Here is a 12535-nt window from a genome sequence, read left to right on the forward strand (position 1 = left end):
GTGACATGGGAAGCGGGGACAAGGGGACGCCGAGATGGTTCCGTAATTTTCTGCCGTTATCCGGCGAGCTGTTTGCGAGGTGTCTGGAGGATGCGGGGCGACTCATTCCTTTTGCACCAACAGGACAGCTAGACCGTAGGTCGTCAGGGAGGGTGCAAAAGGGATGCAACTTGATTGCAGAAAGGATGCAAAAAGAGCGCAATCAGGATGCAGATAGCGTGCAAAAACACCGGCGCAAGGCCGGTGTCAGTGTGATACAAAGTCATTGCATATCAGTAAAATCTGGGGCTTTTACTGATGAGCAAAATACTCCTCGATCAACCCCAGCGCTTCGCCCAAGCTTTCCACAAACTCTGCCTGCTCATCTGAATACTCTATTGCGATGCTTTTAAACTGTGAGCACAAAGATGATTTAGATTCCAAGTCCATCATTTGCAATGTCGAAGCTAATCGTTCAAGCCCCTGCATTGCAGCATCTGGATTTAATGCATCACCCCCCGAAAACTCAAGAAATATAGCAAACTCAACAATGGCTCGCGCAACGTGCTTATTGATTTCCTGGCTCACGAGTCACCTTCACTGAAATATTTTTTATGCCCAGCTCATCAAGCATTTTCTGAGCTCTATTTGCTTGAGCCAGTGTAGGTACTTCCCAGCGCGCAGTTAAACCATTCTGACTTAACACGTCAGACTGCCTAAGCGCCTGGTCCTTCGATTTGTTCGTCGTTACAACCGAAATCTTGCAATCAACTAAAACCTCACCATCCACACCATCGAATTTAACCAACCTTATTGATCCATCCGGCATTGTTCTTTCTAGCGCAGGAGCTTGGCCAGATTGGGTTGCAGGATTGGAGCGAGCACCGGTTGCTGAGTCATTGTAATCACGGGCACGCGAACTCGTACCTGCATTCTCATCAACCCACTTGATCTTAGTTGACGCAAGATCATCTACCTTACCGGCAGCGTCACCAGTTGCTTTTGCACCATCAAACCCTGACTAAGACAAACTCCAAAAAAGTATCGCGATCTGAAATCAACTCAATGAAATCCCTAGCCGACTTTCTAGACATGGCAGGAAATGCTTCACCGGCAGCCACCGCCAAGGCAGAAAAATCCGCAATACAGTCTAAGTCAGGGATTCTTTTATCCCCTACAATTTTAAACCCTTCAATTCCGAGCACAGCCGCATCGCGTGCATCACAATAATTCAGCAACTCATGACTATCGCTCAAGTTAAATAACGGCACACCGCACCAAAGTCTGGTTGGTTCAGGTCCAAAACCCAAAAAAACAAACTCCTTCATTGCTCTACTCCCATGGTGCGACCCAGTTTTTATCATTTTTATCTGATACCTGCACGATTGCACCAGTCCGGTCATTCCGAACAACGTACGAACCATCTTTGGCTACATAACCAGTTGCGGGATCATTGAGCCGCGTACCCGAGACTGGATCGAATCTAGTGTCTTTAGTCACCACAGTCTTGCTGGGATTCGCGATGACGCTTTCAAGCGAGTCCGTTGTCCAGCCTCGCTTCCCCATCTGCTGAGCAATTTTTGGCTCAATGATGGATTGCATTCCTTTTGCACCAACAGAACCAACCGCACTCGTCCCGCCCTTCCCAACAACAAGCCCCACCCCCGGAAGCATACCAGCTATCTCGGCATGCGTTCCCTGCAAGGTCTTCTGCACGGCCAATCGCATGTCATCCTGATTGCTATCCAGAAACCCTCGGACGATTAGCCGCTCTTCCCAGTTGAGTGCGCCGCTGCTTTCGTATTTATCAAGTGCCGCATTTCCCACGGCAATTAATGACCGTTGAGCGTCGCAACTGGCGACATCGGTGCAGTGCATCAGGTCCATCCCGGACTTCTGGTCGCTGATGCCTTCGTACTTGAGCGTCAGGTCTGCTCGACAGGCAGCAGGATTTTCTGCTCCTCTGCACCCTTTCAAGTCCTTTACCAGGTCATCCACTTCGTGGTGATTGAGGTAGTTGTAAGCCGTGGCGTTCTTGGCGATTTCGGCGCCTTTCTGTACATCGCCTTCCGTAGCGCCAGCCGCCGCGATACCTACCAGTTGCGAAGCTGCCAACAAGAGCGCCGGGTTACCTTCCACCGCGTGCGCAAGACTGGTGACCAACGCTTCATTTGCACCTGCTGCCAGCGCCCCTGTAGCAAAACTGCCGCCACCGGCCTCGCTGACCAAACCACCGACCAAAGCATGGAGCGCTACTTTTTCAGGGCCGGACTCGGGCCAGTTTTGACTTTGAGAGAAGTCCCCCACTGCGTTAAAAGCGATGGCCTGCAAGGTACTCTGGAGTTGCGAAACAAGGGCCTGATTAAGGTTTTCTTTCAGGCCACCACCTTGCAGCAAGGTACTGAGGCCTGCCTGGGTAGCCCCTTGTGCTCCTGAGTACGCTGCAAACTTGGCAATATCGGAAGCCGAGGCAAGATCCAAGCCTTGGGTAATGCCGTTGACCTTATCGCCTGTCACACCGAATGCGGGGTCAATTACGCCGGCAGTGAATCCAGCGGTCAGAGCGTTGGTGGCGTAGCCTTTCAAAGCGGCGCTTGACGTAACATCTTTCAAGGTGGCGCCAAGGTTGCCGCCATTGTTGATAAAACTGATAGCACTGCCGCTGGCGGCAGAGGTCAGTGCTGCGGTGGCCATGACGTTCGCCCAGCCCGCCGTCGCTGTACCAACAGCAGTCCCCGCCTGCACCATCGCGGCGGAGCCTGCCGCCGCCATTGCGGAGCCAGATCCGGCACCTGCCCCTGCGACCGCGCCAACGGCGCCACTCGCGGCACCTGCAGTGAGCGCGGAGACCAAAATAATGATCGCCAGCATGGCTCCCTGCCCAAGCATGGAATGGCTGTACTTGTAAGAGTCGTGCAACTCCTTGACCTGCCGCCAATCAACATCCCCGCGCTGTTGCGCTGCCTTGATCCACGCAAGCGTCGGATCAGCCTGCACCATCGCATCGATGGTTTGGCCGATGGTTGACTGGTTGACTTCCTTGATATCGATCCGCAGGCCTTCCACTGCTTTGATTGCCAGTTGACCTTGGGCGAGGATTTCGCTCTGACGCAGCGTCTCGTCCGTACGCCCCTCCCCCTTCATGCTGATCCACGCCAGATCACTCTTGCTCTTCTCGTGACTCTCCTGGCGCAAATCCTTCACCGCCTCAAAGGTCACTGCACCACCGCTGCTAATGGTGATATCCGCACCACTCTCCAGCCGCGCGCCCTGGTACAACTGGTCGCCGCCACTGACGAGGTTTAGGCTGCCGCCGGTGCTGATCTGGCTGCCGACAGCGCGTACGTCGGTGACTTCATCGCGCTGGGTTTTGATCGCGCCAAAACTGCCCTTTTTCTTGTAGTCGTACAGGCTGTAGTCGCTGTCATTGGCGCTCAATAACTCCAGTTGTCCGCCCGCGATCAGGTAAGCATCCTTGCCGCTGGTGACTTGGCTGGCATGCAGCAGGATGTCTTGCCCGGCCGTTGCCGTGAGGTTGCCGGCCGCGTTGAGTTGGCTGCCGACTTGGCGCACTTGGGTGGTTTGTTCGTGGGTCTTGGCACCGTTGCGTTTGCTGTGTACCTCGTGGTCGGTTTCGTTGGCGGCGGCAAGTAGGTTGATGTTTCCGCCGGCGGCCACGCTGAGGTCTTTGCCGGCATTGGCCTGGCTCGCCAACAGCGTGATGTCGCCGCCGGCTTGCAGGCTCAGGTTGCCGGCGGCGTTGACGTTGGCGCCAAGGTGTTCGGTACGGCTGTGTTGGGTGACAAGGTGCCCGCCGTTTTGCGTGGTGCGCACTTGCTGGGTGTCGGTGACAGCGATGAGGTTGATATCGCGGGCGGCGGTCAGGCTCGCGTCGCCGCCGCTGCTGATGGCGCCTCGGTTGTTAATGTCGCGCCCGGCATCGAGAGCCAGTTGCTGGCCCGCGCTGATCTGGCTTGCGTGATCGAGATGGGTGATGAGCGTGCCGTCACCCTGGTATTGGGCGTGGGCGGTTCGCTCATTGACGATGTCGCCGGTGAGGCTGGTGAGGTCCACATGGCTGGCGCGGATTTCGCCGGCCATAGCGTTGCGGATGCTGTCGGTGGCCAGCAGGCTGAGGCGTTCGCCTGCAGTCATCGAGCCACCGTTGAGCAGGCTGCCATCAGCCATGGCGGTCAGGTCCTGGGTGGCCCTGAGCGTGCCGACACTGACGATATCGCCGCCGCTGACCAGGTTGATGTCCTGGCCCTGTACCAGGCTGGCGCCACGCAGGTTCTGGTGGTTAACCGTCGCCAGGTACAACACCGGTACCAGCACGTCTTCGCCTTGTACCTGGTGTTTTTCCATCCATACGATGTCGTGGGTCAGCGCGGCGACTTGTTGCGCGGTGAGGCCGACGCCGACGCTCAGTTGCAAGCTGTCGCGCGCGCTGAGGCCGTTGTCCATCAGGTGACGAAACTGCGCTTCATCGCTGTTCTGACCATCGAGAAAGCGTTGCCCGGTCTTGGCCAGCACGGCGTCACGGATCAGGCGACTTTCGTAGTAGCCGTCGCCGAGGCGGCGCCACGCCTCGTCGGTGTTGTAGCCGATCTTATCGAGCAGGTACTGGGAACTGAGGAAATTGCCCAGGTGGGTGAACAGCGGGTTGGTCTCGATGAGGTACGGGCTGCCGGGATCCTTGCTCGGGATAAACAGGCCGTACTCGCCGCTGGGCAAGTGAAACTCAGGCGGACGGGTCAGGTCATCGCTGAGTCGGTCGGGGCTCAGTTCAAGGTCATTGGGGTTGTGGCCGACCTCACCAATCAGCTGCGCCAGGGTGTTTTCGCGCAGGGTGCCATTTTGCAGGTATTGCGTGGCGTTCAGGTTGAGGCTGCCGCCCGCTTGCAGGGTGGCGGCGTACACTTCGCGGCCGTCTTCACGCCAGGTAGTGAGGGTGCCGGGATTGCTGAAGCCGGGGCCTTCGGAACGGGCCTTGAGTTCGGCAAAGCGCAACGGATCAAAAGGCGCGCTGTTGAAGGCCGGCAGATCGTGAAACTCCATCTGGTCCCACAGGGCTTTGTCGATGCGCCCAGGGGTGCCGATGATCGTGCTGGACAGGCCGGTTTGTGAGGCGGCGCCCTGGTTGAGCAAGCGACGCGCGCTGAGGTGCATGTCGCCGTTGGCGGCCATCAGGCTGTAGCGGTTTTCCAAGGTGTCGGCGTCGATATACAACTGTTGACCGGCCACCAGGCGGGCAGCCTTGGTGGAGCCGGGAGCGGCGGTTTCGCGCCAGGTTTCGGTGATGTAGATGGTGCCGCGCTTGAAGCTGTCATCGCCGTCACAGTGCTGGCCACAAACCCATTGAATGCTGCCGCCGACCAGTTCGCGCTCAAGAGCAAGCACCGTGCGGGCGTTCTCGAATTCAAGCGCCTTGATGTGCAGGTTGCCTTCGCTTTCCACGGTGCCGGACAGGTTGCGAAAGCTCGTCGCCTGGCCGCCGTCGGCGGCGGCGAAACTGAAATCGCCAACGCTGTAGACGTCGCCTTCGAGGTTGCTGAAATGCTCGCCGCGTATGTGCAAGTCACCGCCGCTGAACAGCAGTCCGGTATTGGCCACGTTGGCGCTGATCAGCAGGTTGCCTTGACTGCCCAGGCTGCCGTCGTTATTCAGTTGGGTTGCGTTGAGCTGCAGGTGACGGGCCGCACTCAGCACACCGAGGTTGTGCAGCACATCACGTACGCGCAGTTGGATGTCGTTGCCGCTGAGGATCTAGCCGTGGTTCTGGATGAGGTTGCGGGCGCTGAGAGTGGCATCGCCCTTCACGGCGATCAGGCCACTGTTGTGCAGATCTGCGTCAAGGGTAAGTTGCAGGTCACCATCGCTGAGCAGTTCGCCGCTGTTGTCGAAGGTGTTTGCGGCGAGGGTAATGTTGCCTGCCGCAACGGTCTTGCCGCTGTTGCTGACAGCATCGGCAATGAGATTCAGGTGGCCTTCGGTATGGAGCGTGCCGCTCTGGTTGTTGACCTGTTGAGCCGATAGGCTCAGTTCGCGGGCGGTGACGATCTGCCCGCTGTTGTTTATTTGTTGGCGGGCTTCGATCTCCGCGCTGTCTGCAGCGATGTTGCCTCTGTTGTCGACAACAGCGGTCTTGATGTCCAAATGGCCGCTTGCGTTGAGCTCACCTTGATTGTCCAGGCGTTCGGCGGTGATCCTGAGTTGCTTGCCGGCAATACGCTGGTCCTCCTGAATCCCACTGACCACCTTGCCCTGATTGCTCACGGTTGCCGCTTGCAAGTGCACATTGCCTGCACTGGCGAGGGTGTGCTGAACCACCAGATCGCCCTGCGCCTGCAGGTCCACATCTCCCGCTGCAAAGGTTGGGCCTTGCAACTCAATTGACGCGGCCGTGGCGTTCAACGCGCCGACGCTGGTGGTGTGGGCCAGGCTCAGGCCACCGTTGGCATTGATGACTATGTCCCCGGCGGTACTCGCCATATCCCCGGCCAGCCTTACGCCCACGCCTTGTTCCGTGCCAATCAGACGAATCGCCCCGGCATACATGCCGCCAAGGGCGCTGGCGTCGATGGCCAGTTGCGGCTTTTCGCGGCCATCATCGGCATGGGCACGAGTCTGCAGGCTGTCGGCGCTGACATCATTGCGGCCGGTAATAATGTTGAGCTGGTCGGCGTGCAACTGCGCATTGAGTTTGGCGGTGCGAGTGATCAGATCGAATTGACCGACATTGCGCGCATTGAGTCCGGCGCCTTCCAGGGCGATATCACCGCCGTCCACGCGAAAGTGATCCAGACGCCCGCCGTCCAATACTGGTTTGCCAGTGGTCAGCGTCGCCCGTGGCGTATTGATAAAACCGCAGCCATTGCAGGTGATGCCAAGGGGGTTGGCGACAATCACGCGCGCAGCCTGTCCGGCCACTTCGGTGTAGCCCCCCAGGTGGCTGCGATTGCCACCGGTGACTTCATTGAGAATCACGCTGGCTGCCTGCCCCTGCAAGCCGGGGTTGCCGAGGATCACCCCACCGAGCTGGGTGTTTTGCGTGGCATTCGTGGCGTTGTTTAGGATCAACCCGTTGCTGCCGACGTTGTAGTCGGTGAACAGGTTATGGGACAAGCCGCTGCCGTTGGGACCGGCGATATTGACCACCGGCACGCCATTGGGCGCTTGATCGATGCTGGTGCCGGGGCTGGCGGGGTCGACGCTCAGTTGCGCGGCAGCCGAGACGATCGGGTTGAGAAACAAAATACCTGCGAGGCTCAGGGCCAGGCACTGGTTAAAGGGGCTGCGCGCGTCCATAGGCAAGGTTCCTTGTTGTTAGAAGAACAGGTCGATTCGGGCGTACATCGGGTGCTCGCGGTGCTCGATCACGGCCGGGCGCTCCAGAGCACGGGCGAATACCAGCGATGCGGCAAGGTGCCGGCCGCGCGCGCTGAGTTCCCAGGCATTGCCAGTGAGGCGCCCGGCCACGTCGGGGTTGTGCGGCCCACGGCGAATAACCCCAACGTCGTAGCCGAAGCCGACGCCCACTTCGTGCACCCACGGGCGCAAGGCGTCCCAACCCACGGCGTGGCGCCAGCGCAGTTGGCTGCGCCAGTAGCCGCCGCTGTTGCCCGAGAGATTCTGTTCGCTGAACCCGCGCACCGCGCCAAAGCCGCCGACGCTGAGGCGTTGTGGTCCATAGAGTTCGTCTTCGGCACGTTGGCCGGTGGCCAGGCTGTCGACGCTCCAGTGCTGGTCCAGCCAGCGAAAGGACTGCAGGTAACTGAGGGTCAGGCTGTATTTCTGATAGCGGGAGGTGGGGGCGCCGGAGCGTGTGGAGAGGTCGCGCTGGGCGTCCAACGCGCCGATGCCTTGCTGCCAACCGGCATCAAGGTTGAAAAACGCATTGCCGATGCGACGCCCATGGTTGAACCCCAACTGGCGCTCAGTGATGCGATGGCTGGACGTGCGCAACAACGCGTCTTCCAGGTAGTTACGTGTACGTAGGTGGCTCAGGCCGATGTTGAGCGCGGTCTTGCCGAGGTTGTCGCGGTGTAGCACGCGTTCGGCGCGAAGTTGCTGGGTAGAGGTGTCGCCGGACAACGCGAAGGCAAAGCCGGACGCGTCATTTCGGGTGCGGTAATAGCTTTGGCTGTGGCTGAAATTGAAGGTCCACCAGCCATACGGCAAGCTGTAGAACAGGCTTTGGCTTTCGGAATGTCGCCAATGGTCGCTGACCGTGTCACGGTTGGCGCGCAGGCTCAGTTGGTCCGCCAGCCCCAAAGGGCTGTCCCATTCAAGGCCAAGACCGGCCTGCTGGCGGCCGGTGCTTTCGTCTCCGTGGTTGTTGCGGTTAGCCGAGACGCGCCAGGGCTTGAAGCGTTCGCCCTTGAGTGCGACACGGCTACCGCCCACCGCTTGGCCCGGCATCAACTCAAGCTGCGGCTGGCGCGAGGGCAAGCGTCCCAGCTGATCGACCCATTGCTCCAGCTCGCGTAGATCCAGCACGTCACCGACGCTGCCAGGAAAGGTCATGGCTGACTCGGCGGGACTGGCCAGTGATGAGCTGTCGAGGCCTTCGAGGCGCCCTTCCACCACGATGATTTTAAGCTCGCCGTTTTTCAGGTCTTGCTGCGGCAGGTACGCCCGGGTGGTGACGTAGCCACGGCGCAGGTAATGGTCGGTGAGGCTTTTGAGCACCTCGTTTAGCTGAGGAACGCCAAGGCAGCGCCCCGACCAGGGAGCAAGCAAGGCCTCGCGCTTTGCCTCGGAGAGCAAGGTGGCACCTTCAACGGTGATGCGCGTGAGGGTCACGCACTGGCCGTCTTCAACCAGAGCAGGTGCGGTGCGTACTGCGGCTTTTCCAGGAAGGTTTTGCAGTTCGTCCAGACGTCGACGCTGCTCTTCCAGCACTTGCTGTTGTCTTTCGCGGGCCAGCTCTCTGTCGCCCGGTAAGGTTTGCGCCGCGGCAAGAAGTGGACCGCAGAGCAGCGCCACGCCAAGTAACGCGGGTCGTAAAACGGCTGACATCCTTTTCACCCTCACTGGGACTCATATGGAAAGAGCACGCAGCTTGCCGAGGCTGAATCGGTTAAGGAAAAGCGGAAAGGTTACAAAAATCCCAGGATTGCGAAGGGTATTCCTACGTCTGTCGCACAGCGCTCAGGACACCGTCAGTTTTTTCCTAAAAGTGTGGGAAAAGATGAGGCTCTTGGCGGGAAGAAAGATGAAAAAAATAAAAGTGTGGTTTTTTCTCCCACTCAAAATCTTCAAACCTACAAGCGCAGTGGAAAAAGGAAAGTCGATGGGTAGATCAATCTCTCAGAGAGGTAAGACAGGACGCTTAACCATCAGGCTTTTGCGCTTACCTGAAAACGAAAACCGCAGATTAATACCCCGCAGCTACCGTTTTACATCGTAAAAATCGTAGTTTCATCGACAAGCGGTCACGCTTCCCGCGCCTTGACCTTCAAATGCCGCGCATACCACGGCCGCTTCGGCACGCGCTTGAACAACCCTGTGAGCGCATCGTCGTCAGCACCAAAGGTAATACGCAACGCGAGCTTCATGGTCTCCGGGTCCATTTCCATCGACTTGCCCATTTGCAACCCCGGCGTGGTGCTGCAGCCGTGGGTGTCCGGGCCGAGCCACGGGTCGCCGACTTCGACCCAGCGGCCCGGGGCGAACCAGGCTACGCCGTTGACTTCCAGCCGGCTGACTTCGCCTGGATTGAAGCGTTCATGGGCGCGGAACCAGTCTTCGATGCGGTCGTCGATCCAGCCGTGGAAGTGCCAGAACACCGGGTTTACGTGGGAGGAAAACGGGTCGCCCAGGAAGTCGTTTTCGGCGGCGTACCACCGCGCGGCAAAGTCTGCCGGGTCGCGGGCAAAGGGCACTGGCGCGCCGTTGGAGGGATCGCGGGGCACGGAGGCCCAGCGCATGTGCAGCCAGTCGTGCAGGCCCAGTTCCATCTCGGAACCCAATTGGCCCAAGGTGTATTTGGCCAGGTAACGCGGGTCGCGGTATTGGGACTCCCAGACCTGGAAGTTGCTGTGGTACGTCTCTAGCGACTTGATGTCGCTGACCCACTGGGTGTATTCGCTGTCGTCGGGGGCCAACCAGGTGGGCGGCAAGGCGAAGCCATCGTGGTTGTCGAAGTAGCGCACAAAGCCCAGGCGATCACGCTCCAGCGCCGGTTGCGGTTCGGGGAAGGCCGGCCAAGAGGGTAAGTCCTGCATGGCGCGTGCAGTGCCGAGCATATGCCGATGCATAAAGAAGAAATCGATGCCCGAGCCGTTGCGATCTTTGCGCTTGCCACGGGCGTCGCGCTCCTGGCCCCGTGGGCCGGGCTGCCAGCCGATGCCGCGCAGGGCATCGCGTTTTTCTTCGGAGAGTTTGTGCCATTGGTCGCGAGTGGCGTGCCACAGCTGGTGGAACAGGCGGTGTTCGGGGGCGATGAGCCAGGCGAGCAGGGTCGGGTTGTGGCCGATGCGCTCGCGGGCTTCGGGAAACAGCTGTTTGTGGGCGATAAAGCGGTTGTCGCGTTCGGTCAGGGCCAGGGGGCGATTCAGGTCGAGGATCTGCCCGCTGAGGGTGCCGCTGCCGGCGTTGCCGAAGTCGGCCCAGACTTCATCGAGGGTCATCTTGAATTCATAGGCGGGCCTGCCATCGGCCGAATCGCGGTCGATCAAGCGCCAGTAGAGCAAGGCGCCCTCGCCCGTCAGCAAATCGCCCAATACCCGGTAACGCGGTTCACCTTCGGCACGCAGGTTGGCGGCGGTGTCCAGGTAGCCGCGCAGGCCTCGGCCACGGGGGGCGATGTCGAGCAGCAGTTCCAAGCCTTGCAGCGGCAGGCCCTTGAGGCCAGCGTCGCGGCCTTCCAGGCGCAGACTCCAGACGCCACGCAAGGTATTGGCCAGTTGCTGGCCGGCGGTGTCGGCCAGATCGACCGTGGCTTCGCCGGGGGTGATGGGGAATTCTTCACGCGTCCACTCGCGATGGGCATAGAAAGCTGCCGGCACAGCGGCGCCGGTGAGCGCGAGGCCTGCGATGAACCCACGTCGAGAGATGGTCATTGTTTACCTTAGGAAACGGCTTGATCAGAGCTAGAACGTTTGCTGGCAGGGGAAATTTACCGCCGCCGTCTCGCCCGCCTAAATTTCCCCGCTCATCGCTCGTTCTTCCCAGATAGCAAAGGCCTCAACTGACTGAGATGGCAATGACAAAATCACGTTCGAAAAAGGCGTTGTATATCGGCCTGCCGCTGGCCCTGGCCGTCGGCGCTGGCTTGCTGGTCTGGGATCACTGGTTCAGGGGCAACGCCGGCTACTCGCTGGAGGTGATCAAGCAGGCCAACGAGATGCAGGATCGGTTGTTGTCGTTCGACAGCCATATCACTGTGCCGGTGGATTTCGGCACCGCAGGCAAAGAAGCGGACAAGGACGGCAGCGATCAATTTGACCTGGTCAAGGCCAGTCGGGGCCGCTTGTCCGGCGCCGCCGTGACCATCTTCGGCTGGCCGGAAATCTGGAACGGCCCGAACGCACCGCACAAACCCACCGAAGGGTTTGTCGAAGCGGCACGCCATGAACAGGAAGTGCGCTACAAGATCATCAGCGCCATGGTGCGCGACTTCCCCAATCAGGTCGCCATCGCCTACACCCCGGACGACTTCCGGCGCCTGCATGGCGAGGGCAAGTTCGCGATCTTTATGAGCATGCTCAACGCCTACCCGCTGGGCAACGATCTGAACCAGTTGGACCTGTGGGCCGCGCGCGGCATGCGCATGTTCGGCTTCAGCTATGTGGGCAATAACGCCTGGTCGGACTCATCGCGCCCGCTGCCATTCTTCAATGATTCGGTGGATGCGCTCGACGGGCTGTCCGACATCGGCAAACAAGCCGTGCACCGTCTCAATGACCTGGGTGTGATCATCGATGTGTCGCAGATGTCGACCAAGGCCCTGGAACAGGTGGCGCAGCTGAGCCGCACACCAATGGTGGCGTCCCACTCGGCGCCGCGTGCGGCGGTGGATATCCCGCGCAACCTCAGCGACAAGGAATTACAGCTGATCAAGCACAGTGGCGGCGTGGTGCAGATCGTGGCCTTCTCGGCCTACCTGCGCCCGCTGAGCCAGCCAACCCAGGACAAGCTCAACACGCTGCGCGCCCGTTTTGACCTGCCGCCCCTGCCGAACCTGGCCATGGCCCTGATGCCAGGCGATCCCATCATCGCTGCCTGGCCCGAGCAGCGGTTCGGCGAGTACGCCAGCGCGCTGTACGGCATCCTCGACGAGGAACCCAAGGCCACCCTCAAAGATCTGGGCAACGCGATCGACTACACCGTGCGCAAGATCGGCATCGACCACGTCGGCCTGTCTTCGGACTTCAACGACGGGGGTGGCATCGACGGCTGGAACAACGTCGGCGAAATCCGCAACGTCACCGCCGAGCTGATCCAGCGCGGCTACTCCGAAGCCGACATCGCCAAGCTGTGGGGAGGCAACTTCCTGCGGGTCTGGGACCAAGTACAAAAAGCTGCCAAACCATTGGCCAACCATTAACCC

At 59.7% G+C, this 12535-nt stretch carries 8 protein-coding genes; 1 reads left to right on the forward strand and 7 read right to left on the reverse strand.

Annotated features, from left to right (window positions below):
• Positions 1–291 precede the first annotated feature (291 nt).
• The 7 genes from G9Q84_RS25985 to pvdP form a co-directional block, all read right to left on the reverse strand.
• Positions 292–567 carry a hypothetical protein gene (locus G9Q84_RS25985; RefSeq protein WP_181644301.1) on the reverse strand — a complete coding sequence of 92 codons (276 nt, stop codon included), beginning with the start codon at positions 565–567 and terminating at the stop codon, positions 292–294.
• Positions 548–787 carry a hypothetical protein gene (locus tag G9Q84_RS25990; protein WP_181644302.1) on the reverse strand — a complete coding sequence of 80 codons (240 nt, stop codon included), beginning with the start codon at positions 785–787 and terminating at the stop codon, positions 548–550. Before G9Q84_RS25990 ends, G9Q84_RS25985 begins: the two co-directional genes overlap by 20 nt.
• 202 nt (positions 788–989) lie before the next feature.
• On the reverse strand, positions 990–1307 hold the full coding sequence (locus tag G9Q84_RS25995; protein WP_181644303.1) for a hypothetical protein: 318 nt from the start codon (positions 1305–1307) through the stop codon (positions 990–992).
• A 4-nt stretch (positions 1308–1311) separates the two neighbouring features.
• Positions 1312–5706 carry a DUF637 domain-containing protein gene (locus G9Q84_RS26000; protein ID WP_181644304.1) on the reverse strand — a complete coding sequence of 1465 codons (4395 nt, stop codon included), beginning with the start codon at positions 5704–5706 and terminating at the stop codon, positions 1312–1314.
• Between the two features lie 39 nt (positions 5707–5745).
• Positions 5746–7287 carry a filamentous hemagglutinin N-terminal domain-containing protein gene (locus tag G9Q84_RS26005; protein WP_181644305.1) on the reverse strand — a complete coding sequence of 514 codons (1542 nt, stop codon included), beginning with the start codon at positions 7285–7287 and terminating at the stop codon, positions 5746–5748.
• An 18-nt stretch (positions 7288–7305) separates the two neighbouring features.
• A complete protein-coding gene (locus G9Q84_RS26010; RefSeq protein WP_032885332.1) occupies positions 7306–9000 on the reverse strand; it encodes a ShlB/FhaC/HecB family hemolysin secretion/activation protein in 1695 nt (564 codons plus the stop codon).
• A gap of 416 nt (positions 9001–9416) precedes the next feature.
• Positions 9417–11045, reverse strand: coding sequence for a pyoverdine maturation tyrosinase PvdP (gene pvdP, locus G9Q84_RS26015; protein WP_181644306.1), 1629 nt, complete (start codon positions 11043–11045; stop codon positions 9417–9419).
• Positions 11046–11188: 143 nt separating this feature from the next.
• On the opposite strand from pvdP, the gene pvdM reads away from it, so the two are divergent.
• Positions 11189–12532 (forward strand): pyoverdine-tailoring dipeptidase-like protein PvdM, encoded by a 1344-nt coding sequence (gene pvdM / locus G9Q84_RS26020; protein ID WP_181644307.1) that lies wholly within the window; start codon positions 11189–11191, stop codon positions 12530–12532.
• Positions 12533–12535 lie beyond the last annotated feature (3 nt).

It is taken from the genome of Pseudomonas sivasensis (assembly GCF_013778505.1).
Lineage (GTDB): Bacteria > Pseudomonadota > Gammaproteobacteria > Pseudomonadales > Pseudomonadaceae > Aquipseudomonas > Aquipseudomonas sivasensis.

Excerpts from the sequence above, each read along its gene's own strand:
- pvdP (WP_181644306.1), bottom strand. The coding sequence starts at position 11,045 with ATGACCATCTCTCGACGTGGGTTCATCGCAGGCCTCGCGCTCACCGGC.
- G9Q84_RS26005 (WP_181644305.1), bottom strand. The coding sequence starts at position 7,287 with ATGGACGCGCGCAGCCCCTTTAACCAGTGCCTGGCCCTGAGCCTCGCA.
- G9Q84_RS26010 (WP_032885332.1), bottom strand. The coding sequence starts at position 9,000 with ATGTCAGCCGTTTTACGACCCGCGTTACTTGGCGTGGCGCTGCTCTGC.
- pvdM (WP_181644307.1), top strand. The coding sequence starts at position 11,189 with ATGACAAAATCACGTTCGAAAAAGGCGTTGTATATCGGCCTGCCGCTG.
- G9Q84_RS25995 (WP_181644303.1), bottom strand. The coding sequence starts at position 1,307 with ATGAAGGAGTTTGTTTTTTTGGGTTTTGGACCTGAACCAACCAGACTT.